Source organism: Streptomyces sp. NPDC057950 (assembly GCF_042887295.1).
In the GTDB taxonomy this organism is placed as follows: domain Bacteria; phylum Actinomycetota; class Actinomycetes; order Streptomycetales; family Streptomycetaceae; genus Streptomyces; species Streptomyces kaempferi.
Genome location: NZ_JBHVPP010000023.1, coordinates 105,477 through 123,882 on the forward strand (window position 1 = coordinate 105,477; position 18,406 = coordinate 123,882).

Here is an 18,406-nt window from a genome sequence, read left to right on the forward strand (position 1 = left end):
GCCCTGGACGGCCGCCGGGTCCGGGTACGCGGGGCACTCAGCCCTGGTGGACGGCCGCCGGGTCCATCCACATGACCTCCCAGGTGTGGCCGTCCGGGTCGTCGAAGGAGCGGCCGTACATGTAGCCGTGGTCCTGGGCCTCCCGGGTTCCCGAGCCGCCCGCCGAGAGGGCCTTGTCGCACAGCTCGTCCACCTTCTGGCGGCTCTCGGCGCTCAGACACAGCAGCACCTCGCTGGTCCGGACCGGATCCGCGATCTCCTTCTTCGTGAAGTCCGCGTAGCGCTGCTTGCTCAGCAGCATCGCGACGATCGTGTCGCTGATGACGACACAGGCGCAGTCGTCCGTCGAGAACTGCGGGTTGATCGTGTAGCCGAGCTCGGTGAAGAACTTCTTCGAGGCGTCGACGTCGTTCACGGCGAGGTTCACGAAGATCATCTGCTGGTACATGAGCGGTCTCTCCCGGTGGAGGCGAAGTCGGGTGCCGTACGGAGAGGTAGACCCTCCGTCCTCGCGGAACTCATCGGCCGTGGCGCAGACGTTTCGTACCCCTGTTCAACGGGCCAGCGGCATCGCGGCCAGTTCCGCGACCAGCCAGGTCAGCGGGCCGAACACGGCGAGCAGTACGCCCGCGCGCAGCAGTGCCGCGTTGCGCAGCACCGAGGCTGGCGCCCCCAGCCGCAGCAGCGCCGCCGTGGTGTCTGCGCGGGCCTGCTTGGCCTCCAGTGCCGCCGTGAACAGCGTCGCGACGGCGCATCCGGCGACGAGCAGCGCTCCGAGCGTGCTGAGCGGTCCGATCGAGGGCCGCGCCCCCGCGTACACGGTCGCCACGGCGTACGCGCCCGAGGCCACCGCGCACACCACTCCCAGCGGGCGCCCGATGCGCCGGGCCTCTCCCTGGAGCCCGCGCCCGGCCAGCAGGCGCAGTGCGCCGGGGCGCACGGCCTGGAGCAGCCATCCGCACACGTGGGTGATCGCGGGTCCGGCCAGGGCCAGTCCGACCGCGGTGAGGGCCCAGCCGCCGAGCACCCCGGCGGGGCTGCCCGCGAAACGGCTCGTCAGGTCGGAGCCGGGTGCGGCTCCGGAACGGCTCGCGTAGGACTCCACGGCGAGCCCCGCCGCGACGACGGCGGTGCCCCAGGGCAGTCCGGCGGGCGCGGGCAGCGGAGGCGGGAGGGGCCGCGGGTCCGCCTGGAGGTCGAGGTGGTCGGCGTCCGGGCCGGCCACGGCCGTCACGGGAGCGGGGTCCCCGGGCGTGCCGGGGGCACCGGGTGCTCCCGCGGAGGTGGCGCTCGGCCGGCCCGTCCGGCCGGGGCCGACGCTCCGCGGGCGCAGTGCGACCGCGCTGGCCAGGGACGCGGCGACCGGCACCAGGAGCAGCAGGGTCAGGGCCGCGGGCAACGGCAGAGGCTGGTCCGAGGCGAGGAAGGCGGTCGCGGCGCCGTCGAAGGGCAGGCCCGTCAGATCGCCGCGCAGGTGCAGGAAGACCAGCAGCGCGAGCATCGAGCCCAGCGTGGTCGACAGGGCGGTGGTCACCGCCGAGAAGGCCATCAGGCGCCCGGGGCCGAGCCCGACCGCCGCGAGCCCGGGGCGGGGCCGGGTCCCAGGGTCCGTACGGGCGACCGCGACCGCGAGGTGGACGCTGGCGGCGGCGGGCGCGAGGCACCACAGGAGCCGGAGCACCGAGCCGGTCGAGGCGTCGGGATGCGCCATGGCGTATCCCAGGGCGCTCAACAGCAGGAAGCCGGTGCCCGCCGAGGCGGCGGCGACCAGCAGCCTGCGCAGCTGGACGAGGGGATGTGCCCCGCGGGCTAGACGGAGAGCGAGCACGCGGCCCGGCCTTCCGTCTCGGTGACCGGGGGCAGGTGGACGGTGTTCACACGCCGTCCGTCGAGCAGCGTGACGGTGCGGTCGGCGAGGGCGGCGGTGTCCGCGTCGTGCGTGGCGAGGACCACCGTGATGCCGTGCGAGCGGGCGGCGGTGGTGAGGGTGCGCAGCACGTGGGCGCGGTCGGCGCGGTGCAGGGGAGCGGTCGGCTCGTCGGCGAAGAGGACCTGGGGGGCGGGCACGAGCGCGCGGGCGATGGCGACGCGCTGCCGCTCGGCCTGGAGCAGCGCGTGCGGCCGTTTGCGGGCGCAGTCGCCGATGTCCAGGCGTTCGAGCCATTCCAGGGCGGCGGTCTTCGCGGCCCGGCGGCCGGTGCCACGCAGCATCAGGGGCAGCGCGGCGTTCTCCCAGGAGTTCAGCTCGGGCACGAGGACGGGCACGGGGTCGATCCAGCCGAAGCGGTCGCGGCGCAGGCGTTCGCGGGCCAGCTCGCCCATGGTGTGCACGGGCACGCTGTTGAACCAGACCTCGCCCTGCTGTGGCAGGAGCTGCCCGGACAGGCACTGGAGCAGTGTGGTCTTGCCGCTGCCGCGCGGGCCGCCGACGGCGAGGATCTCTCCGTCGCGGACGCCGAGCGAGACACCGCTGAGCGCGGGGGAGCCGTTGTGGTTGACGTGCAGGGCGCGTGCCCAGAGCACGTCGTTGTCCGGCGGGGCCACCATCGCGTACACCTCGTTCAGATCTGATTTGCGCTGCCAATCCCCCGGACGGGGGAACGAAGACAGGGCCGATCGGTCACTGGGCACGCTAGGGACTCGGGGGCGGGGGGCCGGACAGCACGCGGCCCCGGGGCGCCCATTCTCACTCGAACGGGCGCCCCGGGGCCGTTGTGGATCAGCCGGGCGGAATCAGAGCTTCGCCCACGCCTCCGTCAGCACCTGACGGACGATCCCCTCGATCTCGTCGAAGGTCGACTGGTCGGAGATCAGCGGCGGCGACAGCTGGATGACCGGGTCACCGCGGTCGTCGGCGCGGCAGTAGAGGCCGTACTCGAAGAGCTTCTTGGAGACGAAGCCGTAGAGCACGCGCTCCGACTCCTCGTCCGTGAAGGTCTCCTTGGTGGCCTTGTCCTTCACGAGCTCGATGCCGTAGAAGAAGCCGTTGCCGCGGACGTCGCCGACGATCGGCAGGTCGTGCAGCTTCTGCAGGGTCTGCAGGAAGTTGGCCTCGTTGTCGAGCACGTGCTGGTTGAGACCCTCGCGCTCGAACAGGTCGAGGTTGGCGAGACCCACCGCGGCGGAGACCGGGTGGCCACCGAAGGTGTAGCCGTGCAGGAAGGTGTTGTCGCCCTTGTAGAACGGCTCGGCGATCCGGTCGGAGACGATGCACGCGCCGATCGGGGAGTAGCCCGAGGTCATGCCCTTGGCGCAGGTGATCATGTCCGGTACGTAGCCGAACTTGTCGCAGCCGAACATCGTGCCGAGGCGGCCGAAGGCGCAGATGACCTCGTCCGACACCAGCAGCACGTCGTACTGGTCGCAGATCTCGCGGACCCGCTGGAAGTAGCCGGGCGGCGGCGGGAAGCAGCCGCCGGCGTTCTGCACCGGCTCCAGGAAGACCGCGGCGACGGTATCCGGGCCCTCGAAGAGGATCTCCTGCTCGATCTGGTCGGCGGCCCAGCGGCCGTAGGCCTCGGGGTCGTCGCCGAAGAGCGGGGCGCGGTAGATGTTGGTGTTCGGGACCTTGTGGGCACCGGGGACCAGCGGCTCGAAGGGCGCCTTCAGAGCCGGCAGGCCGGTGATCGACAGGGCGCCCTGAGGGGTGCCGTGGTAGGCGACCGCGCGCGAGATGACCTTGTACTTGGTCGGCTTGCCCTGGAGCTTGAAGTACTGCTTGGCGAGCTTCCACGCGGTCTCGACGGCCTCGCCGCCGCCGGTGGTGAAGAAGACCTTGTTCAGGTCGCCCGGCGCGTAGTCGGCGAGGCGTTCGGCGAGCTCGATGGCCTTGGGGTGGGCGTAGGACCACACCGGGAAGAAGGCCAGCTCCTGCGCCTGCTTGAACGCCGTCTCCGCGAGTTCGGTGCGGCCGTGGCCCGCCTGGACCACGAACAGACCCGCGAGACCGTCGAGGTAGCGCTTGCCCTTGTCGTCGTAGATGTAGGTGCCCTCACCACGGACGATGGTGGGAACGGGCGCGTTCTCGTACGAGGACATGCGGGTGAAGTGCATCCACAGGTGGTCGTACGCGGTTCGGCTGAGGTCCTTGCTCACGGCTATCGGGTTCCCCACATGTAGGTCTGTTTCTTGAGCTTCAGGTAGACGAAGCTCTCGGTGGAGCGCACGGCGGGCAGCGCCCGAATGCGTTTGTTGATGACGTCCAGCAGGTGGTCGTCGTCCTCGCAGACGACCTCGGCGAGGATGTCGAACGAGCCCGCGGTCATCACCACGTACTCGACCTCCGGCATGGCGGTCAGCGCTTCGGCCACGGGGTCGAGGTCGCCCTCGACGTTGACGCCGACCATCGCCTGCCGGCGGAAGCCCACGGTGAGCGGGTCCGTGACGGCGACGATCTGCATCACGCCCTGGTCGAGCAGCTTCTGCACGCGCTGGCGCACGGCCGCCTCGGACAGGCCCACTGCCTTGCCTATCGCGGCGTACGGACGTCGTCCGTCCTGCTGGAGCTGTTCGATGATGGCGAGGGACACGGAGTCCAGCTGGGGACTGCCGTTCCTGGACTCGCGGGTGGAGTCCCTGGGGTCTGCGCTTCGACTGGCCACGACCTCACTGTGCACGACGTCTCGACGGTTCCGCAAGGCTGTAGCGATGAAATTCGTTGTTTACGGGTACCTAGCTTGCGGATTTCGCAGTCGAGGGGTTGTCAGGGGTGTTGAAAACGTGGAAGCACGGATTAGTGTGGGTGTCTCAGCGATTGGACACCTGAACTTGGAGGGCCGGCAGTGAGCACCGAGCTGCGTCGACTGCGCAATTACATCGACGGCGAGTTCCGGGACGCCGCCGACGGGCGGACCACCGAGGTCGTCAACCCCGCGACCGGCGAGGCGTACGCGACCGCGCCGCTGTCCGGCGCGGCGGACGTGGACGCCGCGATGGCGGCCGCCGCCGCGGCCTTCCCGGCCTGGCGCGACCAGACCCCCGCCGAGCGCCAGAAGGCCCTCCTGAAGATCGCGGACGCGTTCGAGGAGCGGGCCGAGGAACTCATCGCGGCCGAGGTGGAGAACACCGGCAAGCCGATCGGTCTGACCCGGTCCGAGGAAATCCCGCCCATGGTCGACCAGATCCGCTTCTTCGCGGGCGCGGCGCGGATGCTCGAAGGCCGCTCCGCCGGCGAGTACATGGAGGGCATGACCTCCATCGTCCGCCGTGAGCCGGTCGGCGTCTGCGCGCAGGTGGCACCGTGGAACTACCCGATGATGATGGCGGTGTGGAAGTTCGCGCCGGCGCTGGCCGCGGGCAACACGGTCGTCCTGAAGCCCTCGGACACCACCCCCGCCTCCACCGTCCTGATCGCCGACATCATCGGCGGCATCCTCCCCAAGGGCGTCTTCAACGTCATCTGCGGCGACCGCGACACCGGCCGCGCGATGGTCGAGCACCCGACCCCGGCGATGGCGTCCATCACCGGCTCGGTGCGCGCGGGCATGTCGGTCGCCGAATCGGCGTCCAAGGACCTCAAGCGGGTCCACCTGGAGCTGGGCGGCAAGGCCCCGGTCGTGGTCTTCGCGGACACCGACATCGCCAAGGCCGTCGAGGACATCTCGGTCGCGGGCTTCTTCAACGCGGGCCAGGACTGCACCGCCGCCACCCGGGTCCTCGTCCAGGAGGGCATCCACGACGAGTTCGTGGCCGCGCTCGCCAAGGCCGCGGCCGAGACCAAGACCGGCCAGCCGGACGACGAGGACGTGCTCTACGGCCCGCTGAACAACCCCAACCAGCTCCAGCAGGTGATCGGGTTCATCGAGCGGCTGCCCGCCCACGCGAAGGTGGAGGCCGGTGGCCACCGGGTCGGCGACAAGGGCTTCTTCTACGCCCCGACCGTCGTCTCGGGCCTGAAGCAGGACGACGAGATCATCCAGAACGAGGTCTTCGGACCGGTCATCACCGTCCAGTCCTTCACCGACGAGGCCCAGGCCGTCGAGTGGGCGAACGGCGTGGACTACGCCCTCGCGTCCTCGGTGTGGACGAAGGACCACGGCCGGGCGATGCGGCTGTCCAAGGCCCTCGACTTCGGCTGCGTGTGGATCAACACCCACATCCCGCTGGTCGCCGAGATGCCGCACGGCGGCTTCAAGAAGTCCGGCTACGGCAAGGACCTCTCCGGGTACGGCTTCGAGGACTACACGCGGATCAAGCACGTGATGACGTCGCTGGACGCGTAGCCCCGAGCGGTGAGTGAGGGGCAGGGCCCCAGGTGGTGAGCGCGCGGCCCCGGACGGTGGTGATCCGTCCGGGGCCGCGGCGTTCCCGTTCTCTCCGCGCCGGCCCGCGGCGCCGGTCTCCGCTCGTGAGCGGCGTGGGTGGGGGAGCGGTCGTGTCGGGGAGCGGTGATGCACGGGGTGAAAGGCGCGGCCGGGGGTGACCGGCGCGCGGCATACTGGACGGTATGCGTGTGCTGGTGGTCGAGCGGCACGGAGAGCTCACCGGGACCGTGGCCGCCGAGCTGTGCCGGGAGCGCAGGGCGGCGCACCCGGCACCGTACGGTCCCGGCGCCCCGGGGTCCGCGGAGCGCGACGGCCGTGAGATCGCCGTGGCCGAACCCGAGCCCGCCGCGAGGGTCAGGGACGGGCGCTCCGGCCACGGCCCCCGCCCCGGCGGCCGGCGCCGGAACCGCACCGTACGGAGCGACCGCCCGGCGCGCCTTGATCGACAGGGTGTCGGTTCGGCGGGCGAGTGCTCGACGCAGCGTCCATTGTCCGGGCCGTCGCGGGAACGGGATGCTGCCCGCGTGCCAGTGATGCGGAAGACCCCGACCCTGTCCCGCCGGTCCCTGCTGCGCGCCCTGGGTGGGGGCGCGGCGCTCGGTGCCCTGGCGGGATGCGGGGTGCCCGCCGCGTACGTGTCGCCCCGAGACCGTGCCGGAGCCGACCTCTCCGCCCGCGACAAACGGCTGACCTGGTCGAACTGGCCGCTCTACATCGACACCGACGACAAGGACCGCACGAAGCGGCCCACGCTGGACGCCTTCGGGAAGCGCACCGGGATCTCCGTCGACTACATCGAGGAGATCAACGACAACGACGAGTTCTTCGGCAAGATCAGCCCGTCCCTGATGAACCACCAGCAGACGGGCCGCGACCTGATCGTCATCAGCGACTGGATGTGCGCGCGCTTCGTCCGCCTCGGCTGGGTCCAGCGGATGAACCGGGCCGAGCAGCCGAACGTCGCCAAGTACCTGGACCCGCTGCTGAGTTCACCGTCCTTCGACCCCGGCCGCAGGTCCACCGTGCCCTGGCAGTCGGGGATCACCGGCATCGCGTACAACCGCCGCAAGGTGGGCCGCGAGATCAGGCACGTCTCCGATCTGTGGGCCGGTGACCTCAAGGGCCGGGTCACCCTGCTCTCCGGTCTGGACGAGGCGTTCGCGCTGCTCATGCAGGGCAACGGCGTCGACATCACCCGGTGGACCGCCGACGACTTCCACCGGATCTGCGACCAGGTCGAGCGGTATGTCCACAGCGGCCAGATCCGGCGCTTCACCGGCAACGACTACACCAAGGACCTGGTCAGCGGGGACGTGCTGGCCTGTCAGGCGTACTCGGGCGACGTGATCCAGCTCCAGGCCGACAACCCGGACATCCGCTTCGTCGTCCCCGAGGAGGGCGCCGAACTCTGGTCCGACTCGCTGATGATCCCCGACCTGGCGCACCACAAGGCCAACGCGGAGAAGCTCGTCGACCACTACTACCAGCCGGAGGTGGCCGCGGAACTGGCCTCCTGGGTCAACTACGTCTGCCCGGTCCCGGCCGCCCAGGACATCCTCGCCTCCTCCGGGGACAAGGAGACCGCCGCCCTCGCCGGGAACCCGCTGATCTTCCCCGACGCCACCATGCGCAAGCGGCTCGCCATCGCCCGCGACATCACCTCCACCGAACGCACGGCGTTCGCGAAGCGCTGGAACGCGATCGCGGGACTGTGACGCCGTCCGGTGGGGCTTTCTCACTGCCCGACGGTGAGGAACAGAGCTCCGACCAGAACCGACAGGAGAATCTCGTAGCCGAGGACGATGCAGGCCAGGGCCAGTACCGCCTTCTGCCACGGACGCGGTCCGCGGTAGGGAAGGAGCGGCGGCTCGTCCGGGTGTCGGAGCGCCGGTTCGGGCGGGGTCGTGCCGGTCTCCGCGTGGGTGCTCCACCAGTGACGTAGCGTTCGGATCCTGGTTTCGAACTCCGAGTCCCAGAGCACGCGTCCGACACGCGGTACGGGCAACGGCGTCCGGCGGCCGCCGGCTTCGAGGACGACCGGCCTGCGCCCGCCGCGGTGGCGTTCGACGGCGATCCCCTGAATCTCGTCCCAGGCGACGGTCCGGGGCCGCAGCCCTCGTACGACCAGGTGGTCGGCGGTGAGGGTGACACCTCTGCCGAGGCTCAGGAAGCCCGCGCCCAGCAGCAGCGAGATCGCGGCGAGTGCGCCGAGCGTGCGGCTGAGGAGCGTCGGGTGATCGGCGTCGGGCCCCACGGCGAAACCCGCCATCACGGCGTCAGCCGCGAGCCAGCAGAGCAGCAGCACCGTGGGCACCGACCGGCTCGGCGTGGGCCGCATGCCCAGTCGCTCGGGCTGCCGCCCGTAGGTGTCCCCCCAGCCGCCGGATTCACCGGCCCGGTCCGCGGCTCGGGCCGCGCCGCCGTGGGCCAGCCACCAGCTTCGGATCGTCGCGACCTTGTCGTCGAACCGGCGGTCGCGGGACAGGAAACCGGAGCTGGGCATGCGGAGCGGAGTGCGGCGTCCGTCCGTCTCGTAGAGGACCACCCGCCGTCCGCCGGTGACCGGTTCGACCGCGACCTCGGCCACGTCGGCCCAGGGGATGGTCCGGCGCCGCAGGTTGTGGACGACGACCGCCTCAGGGGTCAGGGTCACCCCGACGTAGTGGGTCAGCACCCACAGTTCGAGCGTGACCAGGACCAGCGCCACCATGGCCAGGACCCGCGACTCGAACGGCAGGCCGGTCAGCCCGGACCGGTGGTGCTCCCACAACGAGGGGTTCGACAACTGCGTCAGCACGACGACGCCGAGGATCAGGCCCAGTGGCAGGGACTGCTGCCACGAAGCCCGATAGCGAACCCGGTCGACCATTCCCGACAATTCCGCTCCGCCGCCGCGGGCTTCCTCATTCACAGCTGTTCCACCCCTGCCGCATGAACAACGCGGGGCATCATGCCTGGGCAGGGAGTGTTCACGCAATGGTTCTCGACGGGCCCGGCCCGACAGGGCAACGGGAGGCCGGGGCGAGAACATGACCTTTGCCCGTAGCACCCGCGACGCCGCTCCCGCTCAGGCCGTCCGCTCGGGAGCGCGTCCGCCCGGTGCCGGGATCCGGGCGCACGCCCTATCCGGACGTCTCGGTGCTCTGCCCCTGGTTGACGACTCCGAAGGGAATGTGGACGCTCGGGGTCGTCTGGGAAGTTCCTTTGAGGTGGATCTCCTGGTCGTCGAAGAAGATATGGGGCCTCAGCACATCCATGATCGAACTCTTGTCGATGCCGCCGAGGAAGAAGGCGTCGTTGACCGTCACTCCCCATTTGTTCAGACTCAGCACGGCGCGCTCATGTGCCGGCGCGTTGCGTGCCGTGACGATGGAGACATGAACGCGGATCGTGTAGTCCTCGTTCTCCCGGCGGCGTTCCTGCTCTCTTCGCTGCAACTTGTTGATCTCGCGCAGGAAATCTCTCAGCGGGCCCGCGTCGTGAGGGGTCGCCACGTTCATGGTCTCGTGAGCGCGGAAACTCTCTATGCCGTCCTGCCGGAAGACGCGCTCCGATTCATCGCCGGCGAGGACGCCGTCGAAGTCGAAGGCGATCCGCAGGTCCCCGTCCTCCGGATCGTCGGCGACGGCGGAGCCGAGGACCCGGCCCGCGGGCAGCCCCGCGGCCACGGCCTCCCTGACGTCGTTCTCGTCCGCGGACAGGAACAACGACATGTGCAGAGCGCGTACGAACTTGTACGGCGCCCGGCCCTGCATGAATATGGCGCGGGTTATCGGCAGATCGTGCGTCTTTATGGACCGCATGACCCGAAGCCCTGTGTCGGGGTCGTTGCGGGACAGGATGATCACTTCGACCAGAGGGTCGTCCGCCGGGTTCAAGTCGTTCAGCGACAGGATGCGGCGAATGAACGAGAAGGCGACACCGGGTCGGAGGGTGTTGTCGAGATGGGCTCGCTGATAGATGCGATAACCTTCCTCGCCTTCCTTCCGGAACACCCCGTCGGACTCCGCGAGGTCGAAGAGCGCGCTCGAGGCTATTCCTATGACCAGCCGGTTTTCGAGGCTATAGGGGGGCATGGCGAATTCCCTTGCGTGCCGGAAGAATGCGCGGGGACGTTCTGTTGTGCTCATCGCGTCTGGCGGCCTGTCGTGCTCCCGGACCAGGCGCACCGGCACGGCAACCGAATCCCATGGCCACCCCTTTCCCGGAGCACAGTGTGGCACCGGTGGACGCTCCGGCGGCAGGTGCGGTGGGCCACGCCCCCCGGTCCGGGCGGTCTCGCCTCGACCGCGGCGCCGAGGCCGGACGCGGTCCGTCCGCACCCCGGCCCTCGGTGGCTTTGCCCGTTCTTTACAACCCGGTCCGTCGCTGTCTCGTCTCTCCGCTCGATCCACAACGCAGCCCCCCGGGTGACCGGGCGGGCGGTCCGAGGAAAGAGAGCGATTCATGCGCCGAACAGTCCTGAGCGCCGTGGCCCTCGCGTGCCTGGCCGTGCCGGTGAGCACGGTGTCCGCGTCCGCCGACGGGTCGAGCCCCAGCGCGCGCCCGAGCACCCGTCCCAGCGCCACCGCCGCCCCGGCCCCCAGCGCCGAACCCAGCCGCGCGACGGGCGGCAGCACGCGGGCTCCGAGTCCCGTACCGAGCCGCGCGTCGACCCCGGGCCAGGTCGCCGTCGTACCGAACGGCGCACCCGACACCGGTGTGGCGCCGGCGTCCACGGGGTCCGGATCGCAGAGCACGCTGATCGGCTCGGGCGCCGCCGCGGTGCTCGTCGGCGGAGGCGCGGCGGTCCTCCTCGTACGCCGTCGGCGGGCGACCGGGGCATGACCTCACCCTCCAGGCGCGCCTTCGCCACCGCGGCGCTGGCCTCGCTGCTCGTGAGCTGCGGCGGCCGGCCGGCGGACCGGACCACGACGACCCCGCACCGGGGAACCACGCGACCGCCCACGCCACCGCCTTCGCGGCACTCCGCGAACGCGGCGCGTGCCCTGCGGCGTTCGGTCCCGGTCAGGTTGCGGATCCCGGCCATCGAGGTCGACACCCCGCTCATCCGGCTGGGGCTGACCCCGGGCGGCGGTGTGCAGGTGCCCCCGGTCACGGCGCACGACCGGGCGGGCTGGTACCAGTTCTCGCCGACGCCGGGTCAGACCGGTCCGTCGGTGATCCTCGGTCATGTCACGGTCGGCGCCTACGGGGACGGGGTCTTCCGTCACCTCGCCCGGCTGCGCCGGGACGACCGTGTCGAGGCGCGCCTGGAGAACGGCACGACGGCGGTGTTCACGGTCGACTCCGTACGCACGGTGGCCAAGGCGGAGTTCCCGGCGGACGCGGTCTACGGTGACGTGGACCGTCCGGAGTTGCGGCTCATCACCTGCGGTGGCCCGCGCACCGGTGACGGATACCTCGACAACGTGATCGTCTTCGCGACGCTGAGCTCCGTGGGTCACTGACCCGGGGGCCCGGGGCCCGCCACGACCTGACGGAACCACCGGCCACCTGACGGAACCACCGGCGACCTGATGGAACCACCGGCGACCTGATGGAACCACCGGCGACCTGATGGAACCACCGGAACCACCGGCCACCTGTCGGGACCGGCCGTCACCGCCACGGCGGCCGTCACCGCCACGGCGGCCGAGGACACCGCCCCCGCCCCTCCGCCGCCAGGATCCCGGGCCGCTGGACCGTACTCCTACGGCCCGGGATCCTTCCCCACGAGTGACCCACGACCATGGAGAGCGTTGAAACGGTCCCGCGAGAAGGCCGCGTCCGAGCTGTTCGCCGCCCTCTATCCGCGCCTCGCCGGCTGGTGCCGCCGTCTCGTCGACGACGACGAGACGGCTCACGAGATCGCCTCGGAGGCGTTCACCCGGCTCTGGGCCCGCTGGACGTCCGTGGCGGAACCCCGCGGATTCCTCTACGTCACCGCGGCCAACCTCGTCCGGGACCACTGGCGCAAGCTCGAACGCGAACGCAGGGCCGTGCACCGCGCCACCGTGGAGGCCGCCGCGCGCCCACCGGTCGAACAGGCCGATCCCTCGGTACGCCTGCTCGTGCAGTCGCTGCCCGAACGACTGCGCGTCCCGATCCTGCTGCACTACTACGCTGACATGCCGATCCGAGAGGTGTCCGTGCTGACCGGGCGCAAGGAGGGAACCATCAAGGCCGATCTCCACGCGGCCCGAGAACTGCTCCGCGCCCATCTGAGGAGAAGCCTTGATCACACGCCCTGATGACGGTCCGGACTCCGAACCCGACGACCCCCTCGCGGTCATCCTGCGTCCCTCGTCCGACTACCTCGGCCCGCCCGCCGGCCGGTACGAGGCGATCCGCCGCGGAGCGGCCCGCCGCAGACTGCTGCGCGCCGCGGCCGGGGCCGGTCTGACCTGTGCCGCCGCCGCCCTCGTCGCGCTGCCCCTCCGCATGACGGCCCCCGACGCGCCCGTGTCCCCGATCGTCCCACTCGCCCCGCCGCCCGCGAGCAGTCCGGCGCCCCGGAGCACTCCGTCGGTCGCGCCCGACGTGTCGGCGCGGCCGAGCTCCGCTCCGCCCCGCCCCAGCGGGAGGACCCGGACCCGCGTCCCCAGCGCCCAGACCGGCCGGGCCACAGGCGGCCGCGCGCCGTCCACGACACCGCGCCCGACCCTCTCCTCGCCGTCAGCCATACCGACGCCGGGCTCCGACCGGATCGTGACCACCGAGGGCGGCATCCGGCGCGGGGCTCCGACCGGATCGTGACCACCGAGGGCGGCATCCGGCGGTAGGCCCACGGCCGCCCGTCCGGATCTCGCCGGCACGCCTCACATCGGCGGCCGCTGTCTCGTCATAGGGGCATGAACACGAGAATCCGGTACGCCGGGCTCGGCTTCCTCGCCGTGACCGGGCTGTACACAGGCGTCTGGGCCTACTTCTCCCCGAAGGGCTGGTACGCGAACTTTCCCGGCTTCGGGCTGAGCTGGCTGCCTCAGCTGGGCCCCTACAACGAACACCTCGCCAAGGACACCGGGGCCATGTTCCTCGCGCTGGCCGTGCTGACGGCCGTCACCCTGCGCCAGGCGCGCGACGACCGGCTCGTCCGGACGACGGGCGCGGTGTGGCTGGTCTTCGGCGCCCTGCACTTCGGCTATCACGTACAGCATCTCGACATGTACGGGACCCGCGACCAGGTGCTCAACGTCGTGACCCTCTCCGCGCTGCTGCTCGTGTCGGCCCTGCTGGTGCTGCCGGTCGCGCCGGTACGACGGGACGGCCCACCGACCGTACGACGGGACGGCCAACCGACCGTCCGAGGGGACGGCCCACGGTGACCCGGGGCGGCGCACGAGGACGTGGACGCGGAGGACCATGGGGACAGGTGGGAGGCAGGGCATGCGCGTAGCGGTGGCAGGCGGGACGGGGCTGGTCGGACGGTACGTGGTCGAGGAATTGGCCGCGGCGGGGCAGGAGCCGGTGGTGCTGGCCAGGTCGCGGGGCGTGGACCTCGTGACGGGCGCCGGACTCGACGCGGCCGTCGCGGGCGCGGACGCGGTCGTCGACGTGAGCAACGTGACCACCATGAGCGGGCGGAAGGCCGTCTCGTTCTTCGACAGCGTCGGCCGCAACCTCCTGGACGCCGGTGAGCGGGCCGGTGTACGGCACCACGTCGTGCTGTCGATCGTCGGCGCCGACCGGGTCGGCCTCGGCTACTACCAGGGCAAGCTGCGTCAGGAGGACGTGGTGAGGAACGGGCGGACCCCGTGGACGGTGCTGCGCGCCACCCAGTTCCACGAGTTCGCGGAGCAGACCCTCGACCGCGTCCCGAAGCCGTTCGCGGTGGTGCCCCGGATGCGGACGCAGCCGGTCGCGGCCCGTGAGGTGGCCCAGCACCTCGTGCGGCTCGTGACGGCACCGGCGCGGGGAATGGCCCCCGAGCTCGCCGGGCCGCGGGTCGAGGACCTCGTCGACATGGTGGGCCGGCTGCTGCGGGCCACGCGCCGGCGCCGGCTGGCGCTGCCGGTGGGGATGCCCGGCGCCACGGGCGCCGCCATGACGGGCGACGGTCTGCTCCCGGCCGGCCCCGGGCCCCGGGGCACCCGGACCTTCGACGCGTGGCTCGCCTCGTACGTCGCCCAGCACGTCGCCCAGGAAGGCTGACGACACCGTGTCCACACCACCTGGACCCGAGCGGGACCCCGACCCCACCGTCGGCTCCCTGATGGCCGAACGCCGGCGGCTGCTCAACCTCGGCTATCGCATGCTCGGTTCCGTGCAGGACGCCGAGGACGTCGTGCAGGAGACGTACGCCCGCTGGTACGCCCAGTCCGAGGAGGCGCAGCGGGAGATCGGTACACCGCTGGCGTGGCTGACGCGGGTCGCCTCCCGGATCTGCCTCGACCATCTCGCCTCGGCGCGGGTCCGCCGGGAGCGCTACACCGGGGAGTGGCTGCCCGAGCCCCTGCGGGACGGCACCGTGTGGACCAGCGCGGGGCGGGCGGGCGAGGACGATCCGGCCGACCGGATCGCTCTCGACGAATCGGTCGGCATGGGGGTGCTCGTGGTCCTGGACACGGTCACGCCCGCGGAACGCGTCGCCTTCGTCCTGCACGACGTCTTCGGCCTGCCGTTCACCGAGATCGCCGGGACGATGGGCCGAACCCCCGCGGCCTGCCGCCAGTTGGCCGCCTCGGCGCGCAGACGTCTCGCCCACCGGCGGTCCGGCGGTCGGCCGTCGCACGAACACCGGCAGGTCGTCTCCGCGTTCCGCGCGGCGTGCGAGACCGGTGACCTCGATGCCCTCGTCGCCCTCCTCGACCCCGCGGTCGAGTCGCGCAGCGACGGAGGCGGCAAGGTGCGCGCGGCCCTGCGCCCGGTCGTCGGCCGCGACAAGGTGGCGCGCCTCTTCCTCGGCCTCATGCGCAAGGAGCCCGGGATGGAGCTCGTCGAGGAGGACGTGAACGGCCTTCCCGGCGTGACGGTCCGCATCGCCGGCACCACCGTCGCCGTCGTGGCCGCCGACGTGCGCGACGGACAAATCACCGATCTGTGGCTGGTGATCAACCCGGACAAGCTGCACGCGTGGACCGATGCCGATGCCGATGCCGATGCCGATGGTGGCGGTGGCCGTGGCGGTGGGGGCGACGTACAGGCCTGAGCCGGTGCGGGGGCCGACGGCGGCTCAGCGCCGGTCGGCCCGGCCCTCGCGCAGCGCGCACAGGGTGTCGACGCGGTTCGTGGTGATCGAGTCGACGCCGATGCCGAGCAGCCGTCGCAGGGAGCGCCGGGTGTCCGGGGTCCACACCGAAAGCAGCCGGCCGTCGTGGTGGACCCGGGCGGCGAGGTCCCGGTCGACCAGTGTGAAGCGGTAGTTGAGCCAGCGCGGCCGTACGGCGTCGAGCAGGGCCGGGCGCGGCGGCGCGAGCGTCGTCCAGGTCAGCGCGATCTCCGCGGCGGGGTCGGCGGCGCGCACCGCCAGCATGGCCGGGGCGCCCGCGCAGTAGTACACCCGCTCCTCGGCGCCGCACGAGCGGACGACGTCGACGATCCGGCGCACGGCCCCGGCGTCGGGGCCGCCCGGCAGGTCGACCATGATCCGGCTGTCGCCGGTCGCCGCGAGGGCCGCCTCGAGTGTCGGCACCCCGCCGTCGGTGAGGCCGTGCGCCTCGTCCGCGGAGAGCGCCCGAAGCGGCCGGTCCACGTCCCACAGCCGCTTCAGCGTCTCGTCGTGCAGCAGCACGGGGACACCGTCGCGGGTGAGTCGTACGTCGATCTCCACCGCGTCCGCGCCCCGGTGGAGCGCGGAACGCAGTGAGTCGATCGTGTTCTCACGGACGCGATAGGGGTCGCCGCGATGGGCGACGGCGGTCACGGTGCGCATGGGCCCATTGTGCAATGAGCCCGTGACGTGGTGGGCCAGATCGTGCGACGGGTCCGACCGTGAAGTGGGTCCGACCGTGAAGTGGGCCCGTGGGTCCTCGACGGGTGTGTGGTGGGTCTGCGGGTCAGGGCGCGAGCCACGTCGAGGCGTAGGTGTCGATCTCCTCGGCGAGCCTGCTCTTCCCCGCCGGGTCGAGGAAGGACGCCTCCACGGCGTTCTTGGCGAGCGCGGCGAGACCGAGTTCGTCGAGGTCGAGGAGGCGCGCGGCGACCGCGTACTCGTTGTTGAGGTCGGTGCCGAACATCGGCGGGTCGTCGGAGTTGATGGTGACGAGGACCCCGGCCCTGGTGAACTCCTTGATGGGGTGCTCGTCGAGCGTGCGGACCGCGCGGGTGGCGATGTTGGAGGTCGGGCAGACCTCCAGGGCGATGCGGTGCTCGGCGAGGTGCGCGAGCAGCTTCGGGTCACGGGCGGAGCTGGTGCCGTGACCGATGCGCTCGGCGCGCAGGTCGTTGAGCGCGTCCCACACGGTTTCCGGCCCGGTCGTCTCACCGGCGTGCGGAACCGACCGCAGGCCGGCGGCGACGGCCCGGTCGAAGTACGGCTTGAACTGCGGCCGCGGTACGCCGATCTCGGGCCCGCCGAGGCCGAAGGAGACGAGCCCCTCGGGCCGCACCCGGTCCTCGGTCGCGAGCCGCACCGTCTCCTCGGCCGCCTCCAGGCCCGCTTCGCCGGGAATGTCGAAGCACCAGCGCAGAACGACCCCGAACTCGGCCTCGGCGGCCTTGCGGGCGTCCTCGATCGCCTCCATGAAGGCGAGTTCGTCGATGCCGCGGCGGGTGGAGGAGTAAGGAGTGATGGTCAGTTCGGCGTAGCGGACCTGCTGCCGGGCCATGTCCCGCGCGACCTCGTAGGTCAGCAGCCGGACGTCCTCGGGGGTGCGCACGAGGTCGACGACGGACAGGTACACCTCGATGAAGTGCGCGAAGTCCGTGAACGTGAAGTAGTCCGCGAGCGCCTCCGGGTCGGTCGGCACCCGGGAGTCGGGGTGACGGGCGGCGAGGGCGGAGACGATGCGCGGCGAGGCGGATCCGACGTGGTGCACATGCAGTTCGGCCTTGGGCAGTCCGGCGATGAAGGCGTGCAGATCGCGGGCGTCGCGGTGATCGGTCAAGGGGTCCCTCCCCGGGAACGGCGTCCCCGGAGCGGGGTCGGGGGACGCGGGTGATCGGCTGATCGATGACTCGGGGATCATCGTAGGCGGCGGCCCGCGCGGTGTGGGGCCGGGCCCGTAGCATGACGGAACGCACGACAGAGGGGGACCCATGTCCGACGAGGCGCAGGCGCCACAGGCCCCGCGGGACGCCGCCGGGACGCCGTGGGCGTCCCCGGACCACGGGGCCACGCCGCCTCGGCCGGCCGACGCGGCACCGGCCGCGGACCCCGAGGACGCGATACCCGCGGCGGGCGTCGCACCCGCTTTCCCCTCCGGGCCCCCGGTCCCGGCGTACGACGGCACGAAGGCCCCCCGCCCCGGCCGGGCCGCCCCGGCCGACCGGCCCCCCGCGGACGCGGCCCCCGCCGCCCTCGCGCAGGAGCCGAACCCCTGGGCCCCGCCCGCGGACCCGGCCCCGTCCCGCTTCGGCGGCGCTCCCGCGCACCCCGCGTCGCCCTCGGTGCACGAGCAGCCGACGATGGTCTCGTACCCCGGCGCGGCCGGCCCTCCCGCCGCGCCCTGGGACAACCCCTTCGCGCCTCCTGCCGGCCATACCCCGTACCCGCGCGCGAGCGCCGGGGAGCCGGTTCCGCCACCGCCCATCGGTCCCGAGGGCCCCGGCCAGGCCCCGTACGGCTACGGCTACGGCTACTCACCGTACGGTCCGCCCGGCGCCGGTCACCAGGGCGCTCCCGGCTACCCCGGTGTCCCCGGATATCCCGGCGCGACCGGCTACGGCTGGCCGGCGATGCCCCTCCCCCCCCAGCAACGGCATGGGCACCGCGGGGCTGGTGGTCGGCATCATCTCGGCCGTGGTGTTCTGCCTCTGGCCGGTGGCCTTCGTGCTCGGCGTCCTCGGTGTGATCTTCGGTGTGGTGGGCCGCCGCAGGGCCCGCCGGGGCGAGGCGACGAATCCGGGGCAGGCCCTGGCCGGGATCATCTGCGGAGCGGTCGGCATCGCCCTGAGCATCGGGATGATCGTGGTCTTCTTCTTCCTCCCGGACGACGGTGGCGACGACTCCCCGTTCACCGGCGACGACGGGTACTCCACCTCGCTCGTCGTGCCACGCTGAA

The 18,406-nt window shown here is 71.8% G+C and carries 19 protein-coding genes; 10 read left to right on the forward strand and 9 right to left on the reverse strand.

All coding sequences use genetic code 11. The features are described 5' to 3' along the window. Positions 1-37: 37 nt before the first annotated feature. From ACFVTC_RS32910 to ACFVTC_RS32930, 5 genes are all read right to left on the reverse strand, one after another. Positions 38-448, reverse strand: a complete 411-nt coding sequence (locus ACFVTC_RS32910; protein WP_390132113.1) for a VOC family protein — start codon at positions 446-448, stop codon at positions 38-40. A 105-nt stretch (positions 449-553) separates the two neighbouring features. Next, complete coding sequence (locus ACFVTC_RS32915; protein WP_390132114.1) at positions 554-1,828, reverse strand: hypothetical protein; 1,275 nt, start codon at positions 1,826-1,828, stop codon at positions 554-556. After that, positions 1,810-2,547 (reverse strand): ABC transporter ATP-binding protein, encoded by a 738-nt coding sequence (locus tag ACFVTC_RS32920; RefSeq protein WP_390132115.1) that lies wholly within the window; start codon positions 2,545-2,547, stop codon positions 1,810-1,812. Before ACFVTC_RS32920 ends, ACFVTC_RS32915 begins: the two co-directional genes overlap by 19 nt. A 186-nt stretch (positions 2,548-2,733) precedes the next feature. Then, positions 2,734-4,113, reverse strand: coding sequence for an aspartate aminotransferase family protein (locus tag ACFVTC_RS32925; protein WP_390132116.1), 1,380 nt, complete (start codon positions 4,111-4,113; stop codon positions 2,734-2,736). Next, complete coding sequence (locus tag ACFVTC_RS32930; protein WP_148010704.1) at positions 4,098-4,616, reverse strand: Lrp/AsnC family transcriptional regulator; 519 nt, start codon at positions 4,614-4,616, stop codon at positions 4,098-4,100. Before ACFVTC_RS32930 ends, ACFVTC_RS32925 begins: the two co-directional genes overlap by 16 nt. A gap of 165 nt (positions 4,617-4,781) precedes the next feature. Between ACFVTC_RS32930 and ACFVTC_RS32935 the strand changes: the two genes are divergently transcribed. Together ACFVTC_RS32935 and ACFVTC_RS32940 are read left to right on the forward strand one after the other, a co-directional pair. Then, positions 4,782-6,221 (forward strand): gamma-aminobutyraldehyde dehydrogenase, encoded by a 1,440-nt coding sequence (locus ACFVTC_RS32935; protein WP_390132117.1) that lies wholly within the window; start codon positions 4,782-4,784, stop codon positions 6,219-6,221. 575 nt (positions 6,222-6,796) lie between these two features. Continuing rightward, complete coding sequence (locus ACFVTC_RS32940) at positions 6,797-7,978, forward strand: spermidine/putrescine ABC transporter substrate-binding protein (protein WP_390132183.1); 1,182 nt, start codon at positions 6,797-6,799, stop codon at positions 7,976-7,978. A 20-nt stretch (positions 7,979-7,998) separates the two neighbouring features. Here ACFVTC_RS32940 and ACFVTC_RS32945 read toward each other — a convergent pair whose 3' ends face one another. Together ACFVTC_RS32945 and ACFVTC_RS32950 are read right to left on the reverse strand one after the other, a co-directional pair. Further along, positions 7,999-9,174: a hypothetical protein gene (locus ACFVTC_RS32945; RefSeq protein WP_390132118.1), complete on the reverse strand. Its 1,176-nt coding sequence runs from the start codon at positions 9,172-9,174 to the stop codon at positions 7,999-8,001. Between the two features lie 211 nt (positions 9,175-9,385). Continuing rightward, the gene (locus tag ACFVTC_RS32950) at positions 9,386-10,339 is read right to left on the reverse strand and encodes a 5'-nucleotidase (RefSeq protein WP_390132184.1); all 954 of its coding nucleotides are present in this window, start codon (positions 10,337-10,339) and stop codon (positions 9,386-9,388) included. Between the two features lie 370 nt (positions 10,340-10,709). On the opposite strand from ACFVTC_RS32950, the gene ACFVTC_RS32955 reads away from it, so the two are divergent. The 7 genes from ACFVTC_RS32955 (at position 10,710) to sigJ (ending at position 15,393) form a co-directional block, all read left to right on the forward strand. Next, positions 10,710-11,090: an LPXTG cell wall anchor domain-containing protein gene (locus ACFVTC_RS32955; protein WP_390132119.1), complete on the forward strand. Its 381-nt coding sequence runs from the start codon at positions 10,710-10,712 to the stop codon at positions 11,088-11,090. Further along, entirely contained in the window at positions 11,087-11,713 is a 627-nt protein-coding gene (locus ACFVTC_RS32960) for a class F sortase (protein WP_390132120.1), read from the forward strand. Before ACFVTC_RS32955 ends, ACFVTC_RS32960 begins: the two co-directional genes overlap by 4 nt. A gap of 291 nt (positions 11,714-12,004) precedes the next feature. Beyond that, entirely contained in the window at positions 12,005-12,496 is a 492-nt protein-coding gene (locus ACFVTC_RS32965) for an RNA polymerase sigma factor (protein WP_168530459.1), read from the forward strand. Next, a complete protein-coding gene (locus ACFVTC_RS32970) occupies positions 12,480-13,001 on the forward strand; it encodes a hypothetical protein (RefSeq protein WP_390132121.1) in 522 nt (173 codons plus the stop codon). The genes ACFVTC_RS32965 and ACFVTC_RS32970 overlap by 17 nt, the downstream gene beginning before the upstream one ends. Positions 13,002-13,096: 95 nt before the next feature. Next, positions 13,097-13,570 (forward strand): hypothetical protein, encoded by a 474-nt coding sequence (locus tag ACFVTC_RS32975; protein WP_390132122.1) that lies wholly within the window; start codon positions 13,097-13,099, stop codon positions 13,568-13,570. Positions 13,571-13,631: 61 nt separating this feature from the next. Then, a complete protein-coding gene (locus ACFVTC_RS32980) occupies positions 13,632-14,396 on the forward strand; it encodes an SDR family oxidoreductase (RefSeq protein WP_390132123.1) in 765 nt (254 codons plus the stop codon). A 61-nt stretch (positions 14,397-14,457) separates the two neighbouring features. Continuing rightward, on the forward strand, positions 14,458-15,393 hold the full coding sequence (gene sigJ, locus ACFVTC_RS32985; protein WP_390132186.1) for an RNA polymerase sigma factor SigJ: 936 nt from the start codon (positions 14,458-14,460) through the stop codon (positions 15,391-15,393). 24 nt (positions 15,394-15,417) lie between these two features. Here the strand turns inward: sigJ and ACFVTC_RS32990 are convergent, their stop codons facing one another. Together ACFVTC_RS32990 and ACFVTC_RS32995 are read right to left on the reverse strand one after the other, a co-directional pair. Next, positions 15,418-16,116: a glycerophosphodiester phosphodiesterase gene (locus tag ACFVTC_RS32990; protein ID WP_390132124.1), complete on the reverse strand. Its 699-nt coding sequence runs from the start codon at positions 16,114-16,116 to the stop codon at positions 15,418-15,420. Between the two features lie 124 nt (positions 16,117-16,240). Continuing rightward, entirely contained in the window at positions 16,241-17,290 is a 1,050-nt protein-coding gene (locus ACFVTC_RS32995) for an adenosine deaminase (RefSeq protein WP_390132125.1), read from the reverse strand. A gap of 815 nt (positions 17,291-18,105) precedes the next feature. Here ACFVTC_RS32995 and ACFVTC_RS33000 point away from each other — a divergent pair. After that, entirely contained in the window at positions 18,106-18,405 is a 300-nt protein-coding gene (locus ACFVTC_RS33000; protein ID WP_390132126.1) for a DUF4190 domain-containing protein, read from the forward strand. The last annotated feature ends 1 nt before the right edge of the window (position 18,406 follow it).

Excerpts from the sequence above, each read along its gene's own strand:
- ACFVTC_RS32910 (WP_390132113.1), bottom strand. The coding sequence starts at position 448 with ATGTACCAGCAGATGATCTTCGTGAACCTCGCCGTGAACGACGTCGAC.
- ACFVTC_RS32920 (WP_390132115.1), bottom strand. The coding sequence starts at position 2,547 with ATGGTGGCCCCGCCGGACAACGACGTGCTCTGGGCACGCGCCCTGCAC.
- ACFVTC_RS32940 (WP_390132183.1), top strand. The coding sequence starts at position 6,797 with ATGCGGAAGACCCCGACCCTGTCCCGCCGGTCCCTGCTGCGCGCCCTG.
- ACFVTC_RS32950 (WP_390132184.1), bottom strand. The coding sequence starts at position 10,339 with ATGCCCCCCTATAGCCTCGAAAACCGGCTGGTCATAGGAATAGCCTCG.
- ACFVTC_RS32955 (WP_390132119.1), top strand. The coding sequence starts at position 10,710 with ATGCGCCGAACAGTCCTGAGCGCCGTGGCCCTCGCGTGCCTGGCCGTG.
- ACFVTC_RS32960 (WP_390132120.1), top strand. The coding sequence starts at position 11,087 with ATGACCTCACCCTCCAGGCGCGCCTTCGCCACCGCGGCGCTGGCCTCG.
- ACFVTC_RS32975 (WP_390132122.1), top strand. The coding sequence starts at position 13,097 with ATGAACACGAGAATCCGGTACGCCGGGCTCGGCTTCCTCGCCGTGACC.
- ACFVTC_RS32980 (WP_390132123.1), top strand. The coding sequence starts at position 13,632 with ATGCGCGTAGCGGTGGCAGGCGGGACGGGGCTGGTCGGACGGTACGTG.
- sigJ (WP_390132186.1), top strand. The coding sequence starts at position 14,458 with ATGGCCGAACGCCGGCGGCTGCTCAACCTCGGCTATCGCATGCTCGGT.
- ACFVTC_RS32990 (WP_390132124.1), bottom strand. The coding sequence starts at position 16,116 with ATGCGCACCGTGACCGCCGTCGCCCATCGCGGCGACCCCTATCGCGTC.
- ACFVTC_RS33000 (WP_390132126.1), top strand. The coding sequence starts at position 18,106 with ATGGGCACCGCGGGGCTGGTGGTCGGCATCATCTCGGCCGTGGTGTTC.